Origin of the sequence: Hydrogenophaga borbori, assembly GCF_003417535.1 — a bacterium.
In the GTDB taxonomy this organism is placed as follows: Bacteria; Pseudomonadota; Gammaproteobacteria; order Burkholderiales; family Burkholderiaceae_C; genus Hydrogenophaga; species Hydrogenophaga borbori.
The window spans coordinates 1-21668 of record NZ_QVLS01000003.1 but is presented as its reverse complement, the minus strand read 5'-3'; the positions used below and the strand labels follow the sequence as shown (position 1 = coordinate 21668).

20 protein-coding genes are annotated in these 21668 nt (G+C 69.0%); 11 read left to right on the top strand and 9 right to left on the bottom strand.

Translation table 11 applies throughout. The features are described from left to right. Window positions 1-13: 13 nt before the first annotated feature. The 5 genes from dxs to dut all read left to right on the top strand — a co-directional run bounded on the left by dxs (window position 14) and on the right by dut (window position 6187). A complete protein-coding gene (gene dxs, locus DY262_RS05885) occupies window positions 14-1921 on the top strand; it encodes a 1-deoxy-D-xylulose-5-phosphate synthase (protein WP_116958040.1) in 1908 nt (635 codons plus the stop codon). Between the two features lie 170 nt (window positions 1922-2091). After that, on the top strand, window positions 2092-3171 hold the full coding sequence (locus DY262_RS05880; protein WP_116958039.1) for a TRAP transporter substrate-binding protein: 1080 nt from the start codon (window positions 2092-2094) through the stop codon (window positions 3169-3171). A gap of 148 nt (window positions 3172-3319) precedes the next feature. Further along, window positions 3320-3916 (top strand): TRAP transporter small permease subunit, encoded by a 597-nt coding sequence (locus DY262_RS05875; RefSeq protein WP_116958038.1) that lies wholly within the window; start codon window positions 3320-3322, stop codon window positions 3914-3916. An 11-nt stretch (window positions 3917-3927) separates the two neighbouring features. Next, a complete protein-coding gene (locus DY262_RS05870) occupies window positions 3928-5727 on the top strand; it encodes a TRAP transporter large permease (RefSeq protein ID WP_116958507.1) in 1800 nt (599 codons plus the stop codon). 10 nt (window positions 5728-5737) lie between these two features. Beyond that, the gene (gene dut, locus DY262_RS05865) at window positions 5738-6187 is read left to right on the top strand and encodes a dUTP diphosphatase (RefSeq protein WP_070398791.1); all 450 of its coding nucleotides are present in this window, start codon (window positions 5738-5740) and stop codon (window positions 6185-6187) included. 113 nt (window positions 6188-6300) lie between these two features. Here dut and DY262_RS05860 read toward each other — a convergent pair whose 3' ends face one another. Next, complete coding sequence (locus DY262_RS05860) at window positions 6301-6840, bottom strand: FKBP-type peptidyl-prolyl cis-trans isomerase (RefSeq protein WP_116958037.1); 540 nt, start codon at window positions 6838-6840, stop codon at window positions 6301-6303. Between the two features lie 38 nt (window positions 6841-6878). Between DY262_RS05860 and DY262_RS05855 the strand changes: the two genes are divergently transcribed. After that, a complete protein-coding gene (locus DY262_RS05855) occupies window positions 6879-8027 on the top strand; it encodes a JmjC domain-containing protein (RefSeq protein WP_116958036.1) in 1149 nt (382 codons plus the stop codon). 13 nt (window positions 8028-8040) lie between these two features. Continuing rightward, window positions 8041-8565 (top strand): hypothetical protein, encoded by a 525-nt coding sequence (locus DY262_RS05850; RefSeq protein WP_116958035.1) that lies wholly within the window; start codon window positions 8041-8043, stop codon window positions 8563-8565. A 27-nt stretch (window positions 8566-8592) separates the two neighbouring features. On the opposite strand, the gene bamC is transcribed toward DY262_RS05850, so the two are convergent. From bamC to DY262_RS05830, 5 genes are all read right to left on the bottom strand, one after another. Further along, on the bottom strand, window positions 8593-9708 hold the full coding sequence (gene bamC, locus DY262_RS05845; protein WP_116958506.1) for an outer membrane protein assembly factor BamC: 1116 nt from the start codon (window positions 9706-9708) through the stop codon (window positions 8593-8595). Between the two features lie 146 nt (window positions 9709-9854). Next, window positions 9855-10742 carry a 4-hydroxy-tetrahydrodipicolinate synthase gene (gene dapA / locus DY262_RS05840; RefSeq protein WP_116958034.1) on the bottom strand — a complete coding sequence of 296 codons (888 nt, stop codon included), beginning with the start codon at window positions 10740-10742 and terminating at the stop codon, window positions 9855-9857. Window positions 10743-10811: 69 nt separating this feature from the next. Then, window positions 10812-11366, bottom strand: a complete 555-nt coding sequence (locus DY262_RS05835) for a class I SAM-dependent methyltransferase (RefSeq protein ID WP_181936432.1) — start codon at window positions 11364-11366, stop codon at window positions 10812-10814. Then, window positions 11366-11491 carry a hypothetical protein gene (locus DY262_RS22130; protein WP_281272905.1) on the bottom strand — a complete coding sequence of 42 codons (126 nt, stop codon included), beginning with the start codon at window positions 11489-11491 and terminating at the stop codon, window positions 11366-11368. The genes DY262_RS05835 and DY262_RS22130 overlap by 1 nt, the downstream gene beginning before the upstream one ends. Beyond that, the gene (locus DY262_RS05830) at window positions 11488-12723 is read right to left on the bottom strand and encodes an MFS transporter (RefSeq protein WP_116958033.1); all 1236 of its coding nucleotides are present in this window, start codon (window positions 12721-12723) and stop codon (window positions 11488-11490) included. The genes DY262_RS22130 and DY262_RS05830 overlap by 4 nt, the downstream gene beginning before the upstream one ends. A 168-nt stretch (window positions 12724-12891) precedes the next feature. On the opposite strand from DY262_RS05830, the gene DY262_RS05825 reads away from it, so the two are divergent. Genes DY262_RS05825 through DY262_RS05810 form a run of 4 tightly spaced genes read left to right on the top strand, consistent with a single transcriptional unit; the run spans window position 12892 to window position 18552 of the window. Then, window positions 12892-14859, top strand: a complete 1968-nt coding sequence (locus DY262_RS05825) for a DNA topoisomerase IV subunit B (RefSeq protein WP_116958032.1) — start codon at window positions 12892-12894, stop codon at window positions 14857-14859. Beyond that, window positions 14859-17204, top strand: a complete 2346-nt coding sequence (gene parC, locus DY262_RS05820; RefSeq protein WP_116958031.1) for a DNA topoisomerase IV subunit A — start codon at window positions 14859-14861, stop codon at window positions 17202-17204. The genes DY262_RS05825 and parC overlap by 1 nt, the downstream gene beginning before the upstream one ends. Window positions 17205-17237: 33 nt before the next feature. After that, entirely contained in the window at window positions 17238-18368 is a 1131-nt protein-coding gene (locus DY262_RS05815) for a DNA glycosylase AlkZ-like family protein (RefSeq protein WP_116958030.1), read from the top strand. 4 nt (window positions 18369-18372) lie between these two features. Further along, window positions 18373-18552 carry a hypothetical protein gene (locus DY262_RS05810; RefSeq protein WP_147326183.1) on the top strand — a complete coding sequence of 60 codons (180 nt, stop codon included), beginning with the start codon at window positions 18373-18375 and terminating at the stop codon, window positions 18550-18552. Between the two features lie 17 nt (window positions 18553-18569). Here the strand turns inward: DY262_RS05810 and DY262_RS05805 are convergent, their stop codons facing one another. From DY262_RS05805 to DY262_RS21755, 3 genes are all read right to left on the bottom strand, one after another. Then, on the bottom strand, window positions 18570-19037 hold the full coding sequence (locus tag DY262_RS05805) for a RidA family protein (RefSeq protein ID WP_116958028.1): 468 nt from the start codon (window positions 19035-19037) through the stop codon (window positions 18570-18572). Between the two features lie 130 nt (window positions 19038-19167). After that, window positions 19168-19920, bottom strand: coding sequence for a hypothetical protein (locus DY262_RS05800; protein WP_116958027.1), 753 nt, complete (start codon window positions 19918-19920; stop codon window positions 19168-19170). Window positions 19921-19930: 10 nt separating this feature from the next. Next, a partial coding sequence (locus DY262_RS21755; protein WP_181936431.1) for a hypothetical protein occupies window positions 19931-21668 on the bottom strand: 1738 nt, incomplete at its 5' end.

Here is a 21668-nt window from a genome sequence, read left to right as displayed (position 1 = left end):
ACGACGACGCTCCATGAACGCACCGATCACCGCCTTGCTCGACACCATCTCATCGCCGGCGCAGCTGCGCCAGCTCACGCGCCTGCAGCTCAAGCCGCTGGCGGACGAGCTGCGGCAGTTCCTGCTGAACAGCGTGGCGCGCACCGGCGGGCACCTGAGCTCCAACCTCGGCACGGTCGAACTCACCATCGCGCTGCACTACGTCTTCAACACACCCGAGGACCGGCTGGTGTGGGACGTCGGCCACCAGACCTACCCGCACAAGATCCTCACCGGCCGGCGCGACCGCATGGACACGCTGCGCCAGCTCGGCGGCATCAGCGGCTTCCCGCGCCGCGACGAGAGCGAGTACGACACCTTCGGCACCGCCCACTCGTCCACCAGCATCTCGGCCGCGCTGGGCATGGCCCTCGCGGCCAAGGCCAAGGGCGAGGACCGCCGCGCCGTGGCCATCATCGGCGACGGCGCCATGACCGCCGGCATGGCCTTCGAGGCCCTGAACAACGCCGGCGTGGCCGACGGCAAGCTGCTGGTCGTGCTCAACGACAACGACATGTCGATCTCGCCACCCGTGGGCGCGCTCAACCGCTACCTCGCGCAGCTCATGAGCGGGCAGTTCTACGCCGCCGCCAAGCACGTGGGCAAGCAGGTGCTCAAGGGCGCGCCGCCGCTGTTCGAGCTGGCCAAGCGCTTCGAGCAGCAGGCCAAGGGCATGGTGGTGCCGGCCACGCTGTTCGAGAAGTTCGGCTTCAACTACATCGGCCCCATCGACGGCCACGACCTCGACTCGCTGATCCCCACGCTGGAGAACATCCGCCAGCTCATGGACGCCCACGAGGGCCCGCAATTCCTGCACGTGGTCACCAAGAAGGGCCAGGGCTACAAGCTCGCCGAGGCCGACCCGGTGGCTTACCACGGCCCCGGCAAGTTCGATCCGGCCGTGGGCCTGACCAAGCCCGCCACGCCGCCCAAGGCCACCTTCACGCAGGTCTTCGGCCAGTGGCTGTGCGACATGGCCGCGGCCGATTCGCGCCTGGTCGGCATCACGCCGGCCATGCGCGAGGGCTCGGGCATGGTCGAGTTCCAGCGCCGCTTCCCCGACCGCTACTTCGACGTCGGCATCGCCGAGCAGCACGCCGTGACCTTCGCGGCCGGCCTGGCCTGCGAGGGCCTCAAGCCGGTGGTGGCCATCTACTCCACCTTCCTGCAGCGCGCCTACGACCAGCTCATCCACGACGTGGCGCTGCAGAACCTGCCGGTCGTCTTCGCGCTGGACCGCGCGGGCCTGGTGGGCGCCGACGGCGCCACGCACGCGGGCGCCTACGACATCGCCTACCTGCGCTGCATTCCCCAGGTGTCGGTGGCCTGCCCGGCCGACGAGGCCGAGTGCCGCCAGCTGCTGTCCACCGCTTTCGCGCAGGACCATCCAGTGGCCGTGCGCTACCCGCGCGGCGCGGGCGTGGGGGCGGCCCAGCCCGAGGGCCTGGACGGCCTGCCCTTCGGCAAGGGCGAGCTGCGCCGCAAGGGCCGCCGCGTGGCCATCCTGGCCTTCGGCACGCTGCTCTACCCGGCGCTTGGCGCGGCCGAGCGGCTGGGTGCCACGGTGGCGAACATGCGCTGGGCCAAGCCACTCGACACCGACCTGCTGCGCGAGATCGCGCGCACGCACGAGGCCATCGTCACGGTGGAAGAGGGCTGCGTCATGGGCGGCGCCGGCAGCGCCGTGATGGAGGCGCTGCAGGCCGAGGGCCTGGCGCTGCCGGTGCTGGCGCTGGGCCTGCCCGACAGCTTCATCGAGCACGGCGACCCGGCCAAGCTGCTGTCCCTGCAGGGCCTGGACGCCGCCGGCATCGAGCGCAGCGTGCGCGAGCGCTTCGGCGCGCTCCTGGACGGTGCGTCGGGCCTGAAGGTCGTAGCCTGATTCCCGGCCGCGCTCAGCCTGACGCCAGGCTGAACGCTTCCCCCGGGCAAGCCCTCGCTTCGAGGGAAAACCCCCGAGGTGAGCGCGGGGTCGATTTCTAGAATTCCGTGGCCCTCTGGGGCGCCCGCACGCAGTGGCGGGCCGACATAACCACCACGGAGTTGAAACACATGGACCGTCGTTCTCTCATCCGGCATGCCGGAGTCGCCGGCGTGCTCGCCGCCGGCATCGCGCCTGCGGTGCACGCCCAGGCCACCATCCGCTGGCGCCTGACATCCAGCTTCCCCAAGGCGCTGGACACCATCCACGGCGCCGCCGACGTCTTCGCCACCAGCATCAAGGCGATGTCGGGCGGCAAGTTCGAGGTCAGCGTGCACGCGCCGGGCGAACTGGTGCCGGCGCTCGGCGTCGTCGACGCGGTGCAGGCCGGCACGGTGGAGATGGGCCACACGGCGCCCTACTACTTCTTCGGCAAGGACCCGACCTTCGCCATGGCCACCGCCATTCCTTTCGGCCTGAACAGCCGACAGCTCACGGCCTGGATGTACGACGGCAACGGCCTCAAGCTGTTCCGTGAGTTCTACGACCAATACAACATCGTCGATTTCCCCGGCGGCAACACCGGCGCGCAGATGGGCGGCTGGTACCGCAAGGAAATCAAGACCGCGGCCGACATCAAGGGCCTGAAGATGCGCATCGGCGGCTTCGCCGGCCAGGTGCTCACGCGCATGGGCGGTGTGCCGCAGAACATCCCCGGCGGCGAGATCTACCAGGCGCTGGAGAAGGGCACCATCGACGCCACCGAATGGGTGGGCCCGTACGACGACGAGAAGCTGGGCTTTCAGAAGGTCGCCAAGAACTACTACTACCCGGGCTGGTGGGAGGGTGGCGCGCAGCTCGAGTTCTACGTCAACAAGGCCGCCTACAACGGCCTGTCGGCCGAGCACAAGGCCATGGTCGAGAACGCCGCCTCGCACGCCCACACGGTGATGCAGGCCCGCTACGACGCGCGCAACCCCGCGGCCCTCAAGCGCCTGGTGGCCGGCGGCGCGAAGGTGCTGGCCTTCCCCAAGCCGATCATGGACCTGGCCTTCAAGGAGTCCATGGGCCTGTACGAGGAGCTCAACGCCTCCAACCCCCACTGGAAGAAGATCTACGCCGACTATTCGAACTTCCGCCGGGACCAGAACCTGTGGTTCCGCTTCACCGAGGCCCAGTTCGACCGCTACATGCAATCGGCTAAGCTCTGAGCCTCGCCGGCCCCCGGGCCGGCACCCCGCCACGGCGGGGTTTTTTTCTCGGGCCTTCGTGGCCCCTGTCCCGCGGGTGACACGCCCGCGGGGCCCCCGGCCAAGCGGCCACCGCCGCGCGGCCCACGCCCATACCCATGGGGTTCACATGCAAGCCTTACTTTCGATCTCTCGATTCATCGACGCCATCAACGACCGCATCGGCCGGCTGATGATGTGGTTCGTTCTCGCGGCCACGCTCATCAGCGCGGTCAACGCCATCGTCCGCAAGGTGTTCGGCACCAGCTCCAACGCCTGGCTGGAGGTGCAGTGGTACCTGTTCGCCGCGGTGTTCCTGCTGGGCGGCGGCTACGCCTTCCTGCGCAACGCGCACGTGCGCATCGACTTCCTGTCCTCCAAGTTCAGCGCGCGCCAACGCAACTGGGTGGACATCCTCGGCATCGTCATCTTCCTCGCGCCGCTGTGCCTGCTCATGATGTATGAAGGGTGGCCAGTGTTCGCGCGCGCCTGGGCGTCGGGCGAGATGTCGTCCAACGCCGGTGGCCTCATCCGCTGGCCGGTGTACCTGCTGATTCCGCTGGGTTTTGCCATCCTGCTGTTGCAGGGTTGCTCCGAGATCGTCAAGCGCGCGGCGTTTCTGAGCGGCCGAGGCCCCGACGTGCTGGCCCACAAGGAGCCCGAAGAGGCCGATTTCCTGGTGCGAGAAATGTCCGAGGCCGACACCGCCTCCCATAAGAAGGCTTGAGCGAGCGCACCATGGTCGAATTCCTCACCCACAATTTTGTGCCCTTGCTGTTCGGTGGCCTGCTGGCCTTCCTGCTGTCGGGCTTCCCGGTCGCCTTCGCCCTCGCGGCCACAGGCCTGTTCTTCGGCTACGTCGGCATGGAGATCGGGCTCTTTCCGTCCGGCCTATTCCAGGCCCTGCCGCTGCGCGTGTTCGGGATCATGCAGAACGAGACGCTGCTGGCCATCCCGTTCTTCACACTCATGGGCATCATCCTGGAGCGCAGCCGCATGGCCGAGGCGCTGCTGTCGACCGTGGCCCAGGTGTTCGGCCCGGTGCGCGGTGGCCTGGCCGTGGCGGTGATTCTCGTGGGCGCGCTGCTCGCGGCCACCACCGGCGTGGTCGCCGCCGCCGTGATCTCCATGGGCCTGATCTCGCTGCCCATCATGCTGCGCTACGGGTACAACCGCACCATCGCCATGGGCACCATCACGGCCTCGGGCACCTTGGCGCAGGCCATCCCCCCCTCGCTGGTGCTGATCGTGCTGGCCGACCAGATGGGCCGTTCGGTGGGCGACATGTACGCCGGCGCGCTGGTCCCGGGTCTGATGCTCGTGGGCCTGTACCTGTTGTTCATTGCCGTGGTGGCCATCGTGCTGCCCAAGTGGGTGCCGGCGCTGCCCAAGGAAGCGCGCATCTACTCGGAGCCCAGCGGCGCCTCGGGCCACCGCTCGCTGCTGGTGCTGCTGGTGATCTGCGCGGTGGCCGGCTGGATCTGGGCCCGCAACCACGAGGCCATCATCAACCCCCTGATCGGTCGCCAGATGGCGCCCGGTGGCGACGAGGTGGTGATCATGTCCATCAGCGTCGCATCGGTGCTCGCGCTGGTGCTGGCGCTGCTCAACCGCCTGTTTCGCCTGGGCCTGCTCTCGCGCCTGGCCGAGCAGGTCACCTTCGTGCTCATCCCGCCGCTGGTGCTGATCTTCCTCGTGCTGGGCACCATCTTCCTGGGCGTGGCCACGCCCACCGAAGGCGGCGCCATGGGCGCGCTGGGCGCCCTCATCATGGCCGCGGGCCGGCGCACGCTGAGCCTCCAGCTGCTGCGCGAAGCGCTGGAGAGCACCACCAAGCTGTCCATCTTCGTGCTGTTCATCCTGATCGGCTCCACGGTCTTCAGCTTCACCTTCAACGCCGCCGATGGCCACATCTGGGTCGAGCACCTGTTCGACAAGCTGCCCGGCGGACAGATAGGCTTCCTGATCGTCGTGAACTTCCTGGTATTCGTGCTGGGCATGTTCATCGACTTCTTCGAGATCGCCTTCATCGTGGTGCCGTTGCTGGTGCCCGTGGCCCAGAGCCTGGACATCAACCTGATCTGGTTCGGCGTGATCCTCGCGATGAACATGCAGACCTCCTTCCTCACGCCGCCCTTCGGCTTCGCGCTGTTCTACCTGCGCAGCGTCGCCGCGCGCCAGGACTACACGGACAAGGTCACCGGTCAGCTGATCCCGGCGGTCACCACGGCGCAGATCTACAAGGGCTCGATCGCCTTCATCGTCCTTCAACTGATCATGGTCGCCGTGGTCATGCTCAACCCGGGCATCGTGGTCGGCAGCCTGGGCAAACCCGTCAAGGTGGACAACGCGACCGTGCAGGAGATGCTGCGCGAGATGGCGCCGCCGTCCGAGGACAGCGGCTACGGCACGGAGGAAGAGACGCCGTCGGCAGAGCCGTCCGCCGACGGGCTCAAGCCCGAGCCAGAAGAAGCGGCGCCGGCGGAGGTCGACCCGAACAAGGCGCTGGAAGACGCGCTGAAACCCAAAGGCAACTGAGACCGAGCGCATGCAGATCGACGTCAAGATCCTCGACCCGCGCATGGCGGGCCAGTTGCCCGCCTACGCCACGCCGGGCAGCGCCGGGCTGGACCTGCGCGCCTGCCTGGACGCCCCGCTGCACCTGGCGCCCAACGCCTGGCAACTGGTGCCCACCGGCCTGGCCATCCACCTGGCCGACCCGGGCTACGCGGCGCTGATCCTGCCGCGCTCGGGCCTGGGCCACAAACACGGCATCGTGCTGGGCAACCTCGTTGGCCTGATCGACAGCGACTACCAGGGCCAGCTCATGGTGAGCGCCTGGAACCGCAGCGACGTGGCCTTCACCATCGAGCCCATGGAGCGCCTGGCGCAGATGGTCATCGTGCCCGTGGTGCAGGCGCGCTTCAACGTGGTCGACGACTTCGCGGCCGAGAGCGCCCGCGGCGCGGGCGGCTACGGCTCGACGGGACGAGGCTGAAAAACTTCCGCCGCACCAGCCACGCAACCAAGAGGCGCCGCGGAACCGGCTTTGCCGGGCCGCAGGCGCCGCCCCCTTGAGGGGGGCGCGAAGCGCGGCGGGGGTGTTTCTTGTCAGTGCAGGGTCGGCGGGACCGGCGGCGACTGCGCCGGGTCCGTCACGTCGAGCTGGGTGCGAAAGAAGCCCGCCCCCAGCGTGCCCTGACCGATCTCTTCCTCCGTGGCCTCGCGCACCGCGTGCAGCTTGAGGTGGATGCGGATGGCGATGCCCGCGAGCGGGTGGTTGCCGTCGAGCACCACGTGGTCGGGGTAGATGTCGCTCACGAAGAAGAGGCGGTCGCGCGGCGCGGCGGGGTTGCAGCCGGGGGGCAGGCCCTCGAAGCCCATGCCCTCTTCCAGCTGCTCGGGGAAGCGGTCGCGCGGCTCCAGGAACAGCAGCTGGTCGTCGTAGTCGCCGAAGGCGTCGAGCGGCTCCAGGTGCAAGTCCAGCGTGTCGCCGGCCACGTGGCCCTGCAGGGCCTCTTCGATCTTGCCGAGCAGGTCGTTGCCGCCGACGAGGAACTCGACCGGCTCCTCCAGCACGTCGAGTTCCTCGCCCAGCGTGTCCTTCAGGGTCCAGGAGAGCGCCACGACGCACTGGGGCGTCACGGCCATCGGGGAAGCGGCGTCGGATTTCATCGGACAATTCTCCCATGAGCCCCAACACCGGCCCGAGCACCGCCCCCCTGTCCGACGAACCGCTGGCCCTGCTCGGCGGCCTCAGCCCCGAGCGCTTCATGCGCCGCCACTGGCAGAAGAAGCCCTTGCTGATCCGCCAGGCCATCCCGGGCTTCCAACCGCCGCTGGCGCGCGCCGCCCTGTTCGAGCTGGCCGGGCGGGAGGGTGTCGAGTCGCGGCTCGTCGAGCACGCCCGCGCCGGCTGGCGTCTGCGCCACGGCCCGTTCGCTCGGCGCGCGCTGCCGCCGCAGAACCGGCCGCGCTGGACGCTGCTGGTGCAGGGCGTGGACCTGCACAGCGACGCCGCGCACGCGCTGCTGCAGCGCTTCCGCTTCGTGCCCGACGCGCGGCTGGACGACCTCATGGTGTCCTGGGCCAGCGAGGGCGGCGGCGTGGGTCCGCACTTCGACAGCTACGACGTCTTCCTGTTGCAGGCCACGGGCCGGCGGCGCTGGCGCATCGGCCGCCAGAAGGACCTGAGCCTGCGGCCCGGCGTGCCGCTCAAGATCCTCCAGCACTTCGAGCCGGAAGAGGAGTTCGTGCTGGAGCCCGGCGACATGCTCTACCTGCCACCGCGCTGGGCGCACGACGGCGAGGCCGTGGGCGGCGATTGCATGACCTGCTCGATCGGCTTTCGCGCGCCGCAGCGCGGTGGCCTGGCCGGCGAACTGCTGCAGCGCATGGCCGACGCGCTGGAGGACGACACCCTCTACCGCGACCCGGCGCAGGCCGCCACCGCGCAGCCCGCCCGGCTGCCCGAGGGCCTGCAGGCCTTCGCGGCCGACGCGCTGCAGCGCCTGCTGGGCGAGCGCGAGGCGCTGGCGCTGGCCCTGGGCGAGGTGATGACCGAGCCCAAGCCCCACACCTGGTTCGACGAGCCCGCCAGCGCCTGGGCGCCCGGCGCCTTGCGGCTGGATCGGCGCACGCGCATGATGTACGACGACCGCCACGTGTTCATCAATGGCGAGGGCCTGCGCGCCGGCGGCGCCGACGCGCGCCTCATGCGCCGCCTGGCCGACCAGCGACGCTTGAGCGCGGACGACACCCGACGGGCCAGCGCCGAGGCCCAGGCCGTGCTGGCCGACTGGTTCGAGGCCGGCTGGCTGCACCACGACACCGAGTGAGCGAGGAAAGCCCATGTCCGACGCCGAAGCCCGCGACAGCCCCGCGCCCGACCCGGTGGAATTGCCCGAAGGCCGGCTGGTCGGGCGCGTGGCCTTTGCCGATGCGGTGCGCCAGGGCATCGGCGCGGCGGCCTCGCAGGCCTGGCCGATGCTCTGGCTGGTGGACGATGACTTCGCCGACTGGCCGCTCGGGGAGCGCTCGGTTATCGCGGCGCTGAACGCCTGGGCCCAGCGGGGGCGCCGCATGCGCCTGCTGGCGCGCGACTTCAGCGCCTTGCGCACCCTGCACCCGCGCTTCACGGCCTGGCGCACCACCTGGGCCCACCTGATCGAGGCCCACGCCGTGCCACAGACCTCGCCGCACGAGCTGCCCGGCGTGATCTGGACCGCGGACTGGACGCTGGAGCGTCTGGACCCGGTGCGCTGCAGCCTCGTGGCCAGCCGCGCGCCCGAGCGCCGCGTGGCGCTGCACGAGCGCCTGGACGAGTGGTGGATGAAGGGGCGGCCGGCCTTCGCGCCAACCACCTTGGGCCTGTAAGGCCGCGCGCCAAGCGCGGCGGGGGGATTACAGATCCGCGGCCAGCAGCTGCACGATGCGCTGCGCATTCGCCGAGCCGTCGGGCTGGCCCTGCGCGTCGAGCACCGACACCGTGGTCAGCTCGGCCTCGCTCTTGACGACGATGCGGTAGCGCTGCGGCGTGGGCTGCTTGTCGTCGGCGCCGAACATGCGGGCGAAGAAGCCGGGCTTCTCACCCGGCTTGGCCGGCTCCACGTAGCGCACGAAGTAGGTGCCTTCGCTGCGGTTGCGGTCTTCCACCGTGAAGCCGCTGCGGTCCAGCGACAGGCCCACGCGGCGCCAGGCGCGGTCGAAGTTGTCCTCGAACTGCAGCGCCGGCCGGTTGTTCACCGTGGTCACGCGCGCGGCCTGCGACTTCGTGGGCGCGGTGGCGGCCACCGCTTGGGCCTGGGTCTCGCTCACGCCGAGCTTGACCATCAGGCGGCGCAGGAATTCGGCTTCGAGCTCCGGGTCGGCCGGGCGGGGCTGCCACGCGGTCTGGTTCTCGCGCTGGTTGGCATAGACCTCGACCATGCCGCGGTGGGTGATGTAGATCTCGGTGCCGCCGCTGGCGTTGCGCTCCAGCCGGGTGCGGAACTTGTCGTACTCGCCGGTGGAATAGAGGCTGTCGAACAGGCGGCCGATGGTGCGCCGGATGATGTCCTGCGGCAGCTTGGCGCGGTTCTCGGCCCAGTCGGTTTCCATGATGCCCAGGGTTTCCTGGTCGGTCTCGAGCAGGAAGCCGTTCTCCTGCCAGAAGTCGCGGATGGGGCCCCACAGCTGGCCGGCCGGGCGGTTGACCACCAGCCAGCGCTGCGAGCCGGCGCGTTCGATGCGCACGTCGCCCACCTCCACGGTGGCGGTGCCGCTGCCCTGTGCGGCGGCGGCATTGGCCTGGCCGGCCTGGAAGCCGCTGGCGGTGACGGCCGAGCCCGGCACCACGTAGCGCGACTCGCGGCTGAGCTGCGTCAGGTCGGGCGGCACATCCAGCCGTTTGCCTTCCTGCGCGGTCTTGTAGTCGATCTTGTCCTCTTTGAGGATGGAACAACCCGTGGCGAGCAGCGCAGCGCACGCGATCAGGCCGAGGCGAAAGAGCGGACGTGCGGAGTGGGCGAATGAGCGCATCGGCATGAGGGGTAAGGGCAGAAGAACGGGAAGGTGGCTTCAGTGTCCCGCGCGCGTGCCTTGTGGAGTGGCACCGCGGAACTGGCTTTGCCAGGCCGCAGGTGCCGCCCCCTTGAGGGGGACGCGCGAAGCGCGGCGGGGGTGTTTCATGTCAGCAGGCCGGACTCGCGCAGTGCGGCTTCGACCTGCGGCACGTACTGGCGCGACATGGGCGTGAGCGGCAGGCGCATGGTCTCGCCGCACAGGCCCAGGCGGGCCATGGCCCACTTGAGCGGAATGGGGTTGGATTCGCAGAAGAGCTGCTTGTGCAGGGGCAGCAGGCGCTTCTGGATGGCCATGGCCTGCTTCGCGTCGCCCGCGACGGCGGCCACGCAGAGCTCGTGCATGGCGCGCGGCGCGATGTTGGCGGTGACGCTCACGTTGCCGTGGCCGCCACAGAGCATGAGGGCGACGGCGGTGGGATCGTCGCCCGAGTAGATGGCGAAATCCGCCGGCGCCTCGCGGATGAGCCACTGCGCGCGCTCGATGTTGCCGGTGGCTTCCTTGATGCCGACGATGCCCTTGACCTGGCTCAGGCGCAGCACGGTGTCGAGCTGCATGTCGGCCACGGTGCGGCCGGGCACGTTGTAGAGCACGATGGGCAGGTCGCCCGTGGCCTCGGCGATGGCCTTGAAATGCTGGAACTGGCCTTCCTGCGTGGGCTTGTTGTAGTAGGGCACCACCTGCAGCTGGCAGTCGGCCCCCACGCCGCGCGCGAACTTGGCGAGGTTGATGGCCTCGGCCGTGGAGTTGGCGCCGCAGCCGGCCATGATGGGCACGCGCTTGTTGGCCTGCTCCACCGATACGCGGATGATTTCGCAGTGCTCTTCCACCGTGACCGTGGGCGATTCGCCCGTGGTGCCGACCACGCCGATGCAGTCGGTGCCCTCGGCGATGTGCCAGTCGACCAGCTTGCGAAGGCCGGGGTAATCGACGCTGCCGTCGGGGTTGAACGGGGTGGCCAGGGCCACGATGCTGCCGGTGATCATTTGCATGGCGGATCGGTGTGTCAGCGCGGCCGGGCGCGCGCTGGACGCCCTCGAGGGGCGGATAAGCGGAGCATTCTACCCAGCGGCATCCAGGGGGTACCGGGCGGGTGCTGCCTCGCGGGAACGGGTCTCGCGCACCGCCGCCAGGCGCTGCACGAAGCGGTCGGGGGCCGCGCAGAAACCGTCTTCATAGGCCACGATGCGAAGACCGCTGGCCGCCGTGAGCAGTTCCCCGGGGCGCAGCAGGAAGTCGGGTCGCGAGGGCTTGCCGACGCTGGCGTGGTCGATGGCGAAGGTCTCGTAGATCAGCACGCCGCCCTCGGCCACGCTGTCCAGCAGGTGGGGCATCAGCGAGCGCCACAGGTAGTTGGTGACCACCACGCCGGCGAATCGCTGGCCCTCGAAGGGCCAGGGGCCGTTCTCGATATCGGCCTGCACGGCGCGGCCCAGTCCCTGGATGGCGGCGATGGCCTCGGGGTCCCGGTCCACGCCCGTCACCGGGTGGCCGCGCTGCGCGAACCAGCGCAGGTGGCGGCCGTGGCCGCAGGCCACGTCCAACACCGCGCCGCCCCCGGGCACCAGGTGGGACCAGCGCCGCACCCAGGCCGATGGCGCCAGCGTGCCGTGCATCAGAAGCAGCTCCAGAGCCGGTCGGCGAGGTCCACGAGGAAGTCGGGCCGCTGGTACAGCGCGAACGTGGCCAGCAGGCCCGCAAGCGCCGCGCTCCAGACCAGGCCGCGCTGCAGCAGGCTCATGCGGTGGCTCCCACGCGCCGCGGCCCGCGCAGGATCGGCGCCTCGCGCACCGGCAGGTTCACGAGGGCCGCGAACACGCCCAGGGCGATGGCGATGTACCAGACGATGTCGTAGCTGCCGGTCCGGTCGTACAGGTAGCCGCCCAGCCACACGCCCAGGAAACTGCCGATCTGGTGGCTGAAGAAGACGAAGCCGCCCAGCATGGACAAGTGGGCCACGCCGAAGATCTGCGCCACGGTGGCGTTGGTGGGCGGGATGGTGGACAGCCACAGCAGGCCCATCACCGAGGAGAACACGTAGACGCTCAGGGGCGTGAGCGGCGCCCACAGGAAGCAGGCGATGGCGACCGCGCGCGCCAGGTAGATGAAGGCCAGGATGTGGCGCTTGGCGATGCGCTGGCCCAGCGCGCCGGCGGCGTAGGTGCCGATGACGTTGAACAGGCCGATGAGCGCGAGCGCGTAGCTGGCCACCTGGGGCGACAGCCCGTTGTCCTTGAGGTAGCTGGGCATGTGCACGCCGATGAACACCACCTGGAAGCCGCAGACGAAATAGCCCGCCATCAGCAGCTGGAAGCTGCGGTACCGGAAGGCCTCGCGCAGGGCCTGGGCGATGGTCTGCTCGCGCCTGGCCGGCGCGCTGCCCGCGAAACCGGGCTCGCGCAGGCCCACGGCCAGCGGCGCGATCAGCAGCACCGCCACCGCCAGCACCAGCAGCGCGTTCTGCCAGCCCAGCCCCGCGATCAGCCAGCCTTCCACCGGCACCATGAGGAACTGGCCGAAGGAGCCGGCCGCCGCGGCCACGCCCATGGCCCAGGAGCGGCGCTCGGCCGCGATCTGGCGGCCGATCACGCCGTAGATGACGGCGTAGGTGGTGCCGGCCTGGGCCGCGCCGATCAGCACGCCCGTGGTGAGCGCGAACGACAGGGTGGACGTGGACAGCGCCATGCCCGCCAGGCCCAGGGCATACAGGCCGGCGCACACCAGCAGCACGCGGAAGGCGCCGAAGCGGTCGGCCGCCATGCCGGCGAAGATGCCGAACACCCCCCAGGCCAGGTTCTGCACCGCCAGCGCGAAGGCGAAGGTTTCGCGCGTCCAGCCCTGGGCCTGGGTGATGGGCTGCAGCCACAGGCCGAAGCCGTGGCGGATGCCCATGGACAAGGTGACGATCAGGGCCCCGCAGAGCAGGACCTGGGTAGCGGAGAGGCGCGGAGCGCCCGGGGTGGCGGAGGTCATCGGCGGATTGTGCCCAAGGGCCATTCGCCCCGGGCGTCGCGGGGGAGGCAGGGGCGATTGAAATTTCTGCGCGTTTTTGTTGCGCGCAGGGCATCGCCGGCCCGCGCCGACAGAAGGGCTGGGAATCCATCCAGTGGTTTTCGCCGTCCGCCCCTACAATCCGCGCCCATGGCAAGCACCCCCTCCACCTATTCGGAAGGCTCCATCCGCGTCCTCAAGGGGCTGGAGCCGGTCAAGCAGCGGCCGGGCATGTACACCCGCACCGACAACCCGCTGCACATCATTCAGGAAGTGCTGGACAACGCGGCCGACGAGGCGCTGGCGGGGTTCGGCAAGAAGATCAAGGTCACGCTGCACGCCGACGGTTCGGTCGGCGTGGAAGACGAGGGCCGGGGCATCCCCTTCGGCCTGCACCCCGAGGAACGGGCCCCGGTGGTCGAGCTGGTGTTCACCCGCCTGCACGCGGGCGGCAAGTTCGACAAGGGCAAGGGCGGCGCCTACAGCTTTTCGGGCGGCCTGCACGGCGTGGGCGTGAGCGTGACCAACGCGCTGTCCAAACGGCTGGAGGTCACCAGCTTTCGAGACGGCCAGGTGGCGCGCCTGGCCTTCTCCGGCGGTGACGTGATCGAGCCGCTGGCCGTGGCACCGCGCGGCGAGGGCGACCGCAAGCAGGGCACCTCGGTGCGCGCCTGGCCCGATGCGAAGTACTTCGAATCGGCTGCGCTGCCCATGAACGAGCTCGTGCACCTGCTGCGCAGCAAGGCCGTGCTCATGCCCGGCGTGACCATGCAGCTGGTGGTCGAGAAGACGAAGGAGACCCAGACCTGGCAGTACAAGGGCGGCCTGCGCGACTACCTGCAGCAGACGCTCACCGCCGATCCGGTGATCCCCATGTTCGAGGGCGAGGGCTTTGCCGAGGCCGGCCACGACAGCTTCGCCGAAGGCGAGGGCGCTGCCTGGTGCGTGGCCTTCACCGAGGACGGCGCGCCGGTGCGCGAGAGCTACGTCAACCTCATCCCCACCAGCGCCGGCGGCACGCACGACAGCGGCCTGCGCGACGGCCTGTTCCAGGCGGTCAAAAGCTTCATCGAGCTGCACGCCCTGCTGCCCAAGGGTGTGAAGCTGCTGCCCGAGGACGTGTTCGCGCGCGCCAGCTACGTGCTCTCGGCCAAGGTGCTCGACCCGCAGTTCCAGGGCCAGATCAAGGAGCGCCTGAACTCGCGCGACGCGGTGCGCCTGGTCTCCAGCTTCGTGCGCCCGGCGCTGGAGCTCTGGCTCAACCAGCACGTGGAACACGGCAAGAAGCTGGCCGAACTGGCCATCAAGGCGGCGCAGACGCGCCAGCGCGCGGGCCAGAAGGTGGAGAAGCGCAAGGGCAGCGGCGTGGCCGTGCTGCCCGGCAAGCTCACCGACTGCGAAAGCCGCGACCTCAGCCACAACGAGATCTTTCTGGTCGAGGGCGACTCGGCCGGCGGCAGCGCCAAGATGGGCCGCGACAAGGAATGCCAGGCCATCCTGCCGCTGCGCGGCAAGGTGCTCAACACCTGGGAGGTGGAGCGCGACCGCCTGTTCGCCAACAACGAGATCCACGACATCGCGGTCGCCATCGGCGTCGACCCGCACGGCCCCAACGACTCGCCCGACCTGAGCGGCCTGCGCTACGGCAAGGTCTGCATCCTGTCCGACGCCGACGTCGACGGCTCGCACATCCAGGTGCTGCTGCTGACGCTGTTCTTCCGCCATTTCCCCAAACTGATCGAATCGGGCAACGTCTACGTGGCGCGCCCGCCACTGTTCCGCGTGGACATTCCCGCGCGCGGCAAGAAGCCCGCGGCCAAGGTGTACGCGCTGGACGAGGGCGAGTTGCACGCCGCGCTCGACAAGGCCGCCAAGGAAGGCGTGCCGGCCGAAAAATGCCAGGTCAGCCGCTTCAAGGGCCTGGGCGAGATGAGCGCCGAGCAACTCTGGGACACCACGCTCAACCCCGACACCCGCCGCCTGCTGCCCGTCACCCTGGGCGCGCACGACTTCGCCACCACCGAGGCACGCATCACCCAGCTGATGGGCAAGGGCGAAGCCGCCGCGCGGCGCGAACTCATGGAACTTCACGGTGACGCCGTGGAGGTGGATATCTGATGTCTGATGTGAACACCCCCGAACTGCCGCTGGCGCCCGCGGCCGAACCCGACGACAGCCTGGCGGCCTACGCCCAGCGCGCCTACCTCGAGTACGCGCTGTCCGTCGTCAAGGGCCGCGCGCTGCCCGACGTGTGCGACGGCCAGAAGCCGGTGCAGCGGCGCATCCTCTACAGCATGGAGCGCATGGGCCTGGGCTACAGCGGCAACGCCGCCGCGCGCCCGGTCAAAAGTGCGCGCGTGGTCGGCGACGTGCTCGGCCGCTTCCACCCGCACGGCGACCAGGCCGCCTACGACGCCCTGGTGCGCATGGCGCAGGACTTCGCGCAGCGCTACCCGCTGATCGACGGCCAGGGCAACTTCGGCTCGCGCGACGGCGACGGCGCCGCGGCCATGCGCTACACCGAGGCCCGCCTGGCCAAGATCAGCGGCCTGCTGCTCGACGAGATCGACGAGGGCACGGTGGACTTCGTGCCCAACTACGACGGCTCCACCACCGAGCCCCGGCAGTTGCCCGCGCGCCTGCCCTTCAACCTGCTCAACGGCGCCAGCGGCATCGCCGTGGGCCTGGCCACCGAGGTGCCCAGCCACAACCTGCGCGAGGTCGCCGAGGCCTGCGTGGCGCTGATCAAGAGCCCCAGGCTCAGCGACGAAGAACTGTTCGCCCTGGTCCCCGGCCCCGACTACCCGGGCGGCGGCCAGATCATCAGCCCGGCCGGCGACATCGCCGACGCCTACCGCAGCGGCCGCGGCAGCCTCAAGGTGCGGGCGCGCTGGAAGATCGAGGACCTGGCGCGCGGCCAGTGGCAGATGGTGGTGACCGAGCTGCCGCCGGGCACCAGCACGCAGAAGGTGCTGGAAGAGATCGAAGAGCTCACCAACCCCAAGCTCAAGACCGGCAAGAAAGCGCTCACGCAGGAGCAGAACCAGCTCAAGGCCAGCATCCTCGCGGTGCTCGACGGCGTGCGCGACGAGTCGAGCAAGGACGCGCCGGTGCGACTGGTCTTCGAGCCCAAGAGCAGCCGCATCGAGCAGCAGGAGCTCATCACGCAGCTGCTCGCGCACACCAGCCTCGAAACCTCGGCCTCGATCAACCTCACGGTGATCGGTCTCGACGGCCGGCCGGTGCAGAAATCGCTGCGGCAGATGCTGGTGGAGTGGATCGAATTCCGCCAGACCACCATCACGCGCCGCTCCCAGCACCGCCTCGACAAGGTGCTGGACCGCATCCACATCCTCGAAGGCCGGCAGCTCGTGCTGCTGAACATCGACGAGGTGATCCGCATCATCCGCCACAGCGACGAGCCCAAGGCCGCGCTGATCGAGGCCTTCCGGCTCAGCGAGCGCCAGGCCGAGGACATCCTCGAGATCCGCCTGCGCCAGCTCGCGCGGCTGGAGGCGATCAAGATCGAGCAGGAGCTCAAGAACCTGCGCGAGGAACAGGCGAAGCTGGAGGACATCCTCGCCAACCCCGCCAGCCTCAAGCGTCTGATGGTCAAGGAGATCGAGGCCGACACCAAGGCCTTCGCGGACGAGCGCCGCACGCTGATCCAGGCCGAGAAGAAGGCCGTGGCCGAGATCAAGGTGGTCGACGAACCCGTGACGGTGGTGGTGTCGAGCAAGGGCTGGGTGCGCGCGCGCACCGGTCACGGCCACGAGGCCTCCGCGTTCGCCTTCAAGGCCGGCGACGGTCTCTACGGCACCTTCGAATGCCGCACGGTGGACGTGCTCATCGTGATCGGCAGCAACGGCCGCGTGTATTCGGTGCCCGTGGCCAGCCTGCCCGGCGCGCGCGGCGACGGCCAGCCCGTCACCACGCTGATCGACCTGGAAAGCGGCACCCAGCCGCTGCACTACTTCGCGGGACCCGCGAACGCGGCGCTGCTGCTGTCCAGCAGTGGCGGCTACGGCTTCATCGCCACCGTGGAGTCCATGGTGTCGCGCCAGCGCGGCGGCAAGACCTTCATCAGCCTGGGCGAGGGCGAGACGCCCTGCGCGCCCTCGCACGCGGCCTTCTCCTCGGGCGGCCAGCCGCTGGCGCCGGCCACGCACGTGTGCTGCGCCTCCACGGGCGGTCGCATCCTCACCTTCGAGATCACCGAACTCAAGCAGATGGACAAGGGCGGACGCGGCCTGATGCTGCTCGACCTGGAGCCCAAGGACACCTTGGCCGGCGCCGCCGCCTACATCCGCAGCGTGAAGATCGAAGGCATCGGCCGAGGCGGCAAGGAGCGCGACGAAACCTTGGAGATCCGCAGCCTGAACAACGCCCGTGCCGCGCGCGGCCGCAAGGGCAAGGCGGCGGACCTGGGCTTCAAGCCTTCACGGGTCACGCGGGTCGAGTAAGCCGCGCGGCCCCGGCGCCTTCCTTCGTTGCCGATGGCCACGCCCCTGACCCTCGACGCGCTGCGCCGCCACGCGATCGCGCGCAGCCTGTTCAGGCCGCTGGCGCTGCCGGCCGCGGTGCGCCGGCTGGGCTTCGTGCAGGCCGACCCCATGCGCGCGCCGGCGCGCGCGCAGGACCTCATCCTGTTCCAGCGCGTGCGCGACTACCGCGCGGGCGACCTGGAGCGCCGCTACGAGCGCCTGGGCCTGGAGGAAGACGCCTTCGTCAACTACGGCTTCGTGCCGCGCGGCATGCTGGCCCTGCTGCACCCGCGCACGCCGCGCCAGGCCTGGGATGCCGACACCACCCAGCGCGCGCGGGCCGTGCTCGATTTCGTGCGCGAGCGCGGCCTGGCCCACCCGCGCGAGGTGGGCCAGGCCTTCGCCCACCACGGCCGCGTGGCCGGTTACTGGGGTGGCGACCTGAACGCCAGCACGCGCCTGCTGGACCACATGCACTACCACGGCTGGCTGCGCGTGCGCCGGCGCGAAGGCGGCACGCGGCTGTACGAGGCCATGGAGCACGCCGCGCAGGACGACAGTCCCGCCGCGCGCCGGGCGCGCGCCGAGGCGCTGGTCGACGCCATCGTGAACCTCTACGCGCCGCTGCCCGCATCCAGCCTCGGCTACCTGGTCACGCTGCTGCGCTACGGCGCGCCGCAGCTCGCGGCCGAGGCCCGCGCCGTCGCCCAGGCCGCGCGCACGCGCTACGGCCACGCGGTGGTCGATGGCACCACCTGGTTCTGGCCGGCCGACGAAAACCCCGCCTCGCGCCGCCACCAGCCGGACGGGACAGGCCTGCGGCTGCTCGCTCCCTTCGATCCGGTGGTGTGGGACCGCCGCCGCTTCGAGATGCTGTGGGGCTGGGCCTACCGCTTCGAGGCCTACCTGCCGGCGCCCCGGCGCACCATGGGCCACTACGCGCTGCCGCTGCTGTGGGGGGAACAGGTGCTGGGCTGGGCCAATCTGCGCCTGGAACGCGGGCGCCTGGTGCGCGAGCTGGGTTTCGTGTCGGGCCGGGCGCCGCGCGATGCCGCCTTCAAGCGCGCGCTCGACGAGGAACTGGCGCGCTTCGAGGCGTTTCTGTCGGGTTATGGGCGCGCCGTGGGCGGGCCCCAGGAGTGAAACGATGCCATCTGGCGAGCTCACCGGCGTGGTGATCGCGGTCGCGTTCGGGGTGCTGGCGTTCGCTGTGTCCCGCTACGCCACGAGGTACTTCACCCAGCGGCGCGCGGACCGGGAGAAGGCGAAGCAAGCCGCCGGCCAGAGCCGGCAGGTGCGGCGCGCGAACGCGCGCCGCCAACGCTGAACCTCAAGCGCTGAGCCTCAGTTCAGCTCCGCGATCAGCTCGATCTCCACGCAGGCCCCCATGGGGAGCTGCGCCACACCGAAAGCGCTGCGCGCATGCTGGCCGGCGTCGCCGAACACCTCGCCCAGCAGCTCGCTGCAGCCGTTGGTGACCAGGTGCTGCTCGGTGTAGGTGGGCGTGCTGTTGACCAGGCTCAGCACCTTGACGATGCGCTTGACGTCGTCCAGCGTCTTGCCCGAAGCCTGGCAGGCGGCCTGCAGCGTGCCCATGAGGGCGATGGCGATGCTGCGCGCGGCCTCCTTGCCCTCGTCGGTTTCCATGGTCAGGCCCAGCTGGCCGACCCAGGCCTTGCCGTCCTTGCGGGCGATGTTGCCGCTGATGAACACCAACTGGCCGGTCTGCACGAAGGGCACGTAGGCGGCGGCCGGGGTGGCCACGGGGGGCAGGGTGATGCCCAGTTGCTTGAGCTTGGCGAGTGCGCTCATCGGTCGCTCCTAAGGGATGGGAATGGCGAAAAAGAGCGGGCCATTCTAGTGGCGCCCCAAGGGCGTGATTGGTGGTCTGCGTGCGAGGGACACGCCGCGGCCTCTTTCGCTGGGCCCAACACCTCGACGCTCAATCGGCGTAGGGAAACGCCAAATCCACCCCTGCGCGTTGGGCCTCTTCGGCCCAGATGCGCTTGACCACCGCACGGGGCAGGTACCTGGAGGTATAGAGGAAGGGCTCGACCTCGGTGGCGTATTGACTCTCTTCATCGACGTTGCCGGCTTTGTGAGCGGCGAACGAGGCGCGCATCATCTGGCGGAAATGAAAGGCGTCGTCGCCGGGCCCCAGCCCCGCAATGAGATTGCCTTGCCATATGCGCGAGTAGATGGCGGCGGAGTGGGATTCGGTGTCCCAGTAAACCGTGAAAGAGCTGCCTTCGTAGTCAATCGAGTGTTTTCCTCCCCCAAAGGGCTTGAAGCCCTGCGCTGTTCGCAAATGGATTTCTCGCGGTTGGAACAGCAAGATGGGCTTGCCCTTCACGTTTCCGTACGGCTCCTTGTCGCTCGAGACGATCGCATCGCACCAGCCATCACCGTCGATGTCGACCCAAGTTACGTCGATGACATCCTCCTTGCGCCATCGCGCATCGGACTCTTTGATCCGTTGCTTGAAATAGGGGTCGTTCCATAGTCTCGGGTCAACATCGAGTTTTCCCGGAGAAAACAACTTCCAAGCTTTCATGTCCCGTCTGCACGCGGGCAGATCGATCGTCAACCCCGTGGCTTCGGTGTTCGAAGGGTTTGACGGCTCCTGCCCCTGCACGGGTCCCGAGGCAACGATCAACAACGTCGTGGCGATCGATATCCAAGCAGTTGGTGTCATTACGCTTCTCCTATTGCGTCGATTTGATGGGGTCGAGTGCCAGTCGTGGCGCGTTCATGACGTCGCAGGGCATTTTGGCGGTATTGCTCCAGATGCCCACCAATCCCTTCGCATACCCAAAATTCCGCGCCATCGACAAGGTCGTGGCGTCCGAACCCGCGTTATGGAAGTAGCCGATGCGCGCCACGATGTCTTCTTCCGTCTCATTGGGGTACTTGACTCTGTACGCCGCGTACTTCCATCGAATCTCGCGGTCGGAGATCAGATCGAATTTCTGTCGGCTCTTGAACAAGGCACTTGGCGCATCTAATAGCATCGCCTTGAGCGTTTTGTCCGTGAAGACGGCAGCTGAAGCAAAGCCCTGCCAACCTTCGTTCCAGTTCGCAGGCTGCTTCAGATAGAGACGAAACCCGTCGCGCGTGATCCCCAAATTGGCCAGCAGTGCATCGAATTGCTGTTCCTTTGTCGTGGCAACGCCTTGCGCCTGCTCCTTAAGGCTTTCTTTTCTCAGCAATGCATAGGCTTCATCGGGGCTTCCTCTGGCGGTCTTGCGAAGCTCATTCATCAAATCAAACATCTTCGCCCACCTCACCATCCTGACGTACATACCGTACGCCTCACTGCTCGTGCTGCCGGGCGTGTGGCTGAAGCCTGTTTCCTTGGCGAACTGCTGCACTTGGCTGTCGCTGGCGGGGTCGATCGGCGTGTTCGCCGTCAAACGGGTTCTCCAACCCACAATACGTTGTCCCTTGTAGGTTCCACCCAGGACGTAGACGGCATGCTGCAGCGCCTGGTCCAAGCGCTGCCTCAATCCCGTGTCCTGCCCCTGCGCATCAAGGAACCCCAAGGCCTTCTTCTCCTCCTCGCTCAGATTCGCCTGGCTGTTGAACAAGGTTTGATAGACCAGGTTCGGGTTCGTGCTGGGTTTGCGCACATCCGAGAACGTCAGCATTCGGTCCACGAAGGTGGAGACCACGAACTGGGTGGAGCCGTAGCTGGCCGGTGTGCCTGCGGGGTTCTGCGCCAACGCGGCGCAGCCCGTCTTGCTGCAGTCCATCCCGCCGGACTCCTTGATCTGCACCGCGCGCTTGAGCCGTTGGAAGGCGCGCTCGGGCGTCATCGCCTGCTGGCACGTCAGGCTATCGGCGCCTTGATCGATGCGTTGCCCACCCGGCTCGTCGTTGAGCCCTGCGATGCCCCCCGGTGAGAGCGTGACCCCGCGCAGCTTCACGCTCGGCAGCACGAGCTGGTAATCGGCCCCTCCTGCCGCGTTGCCGCCCGAGCACGCCGCCGCGATGTACTTGCGCGTGACGTCACCGAAGGTCTGCAGGTCCTCCAGCAGCTGCAGGGCGGCGGCATCGTCGATCTCCTGCGTGAAGCTGTCGGGCGAGAGCATGTCCTTGACGTAGTAGGACACGAAGGCCTGGACGGTGCCCTGTGTGTTGGGCTGGGACGAAGTCCACTGCGCATAGGCTTTGGAGGAGGCGCCCAGCGGGTTGGCGGAGGAGCCGAGGAAGCCGCCGCGCGGGTCGTAGAGCACCTGCGTGAGGGCGTTGGCGCCGCCCATGTCGCGCAGCCAGAAGGCCCAGCGGGCCGTCACGCCGCTGGCCTTGTACACGCCCGGCTCGGTGTCGATGAGGTAGTAGGTGAGTCTGGCCGCGCCATCGGGATCGAAGTACGCGTCGGGGCGCCCGCCCGCGTAGGCGTAGAGGTCCAGCAGCAGGCCCGCGGGCAGATCGTTGATGGCG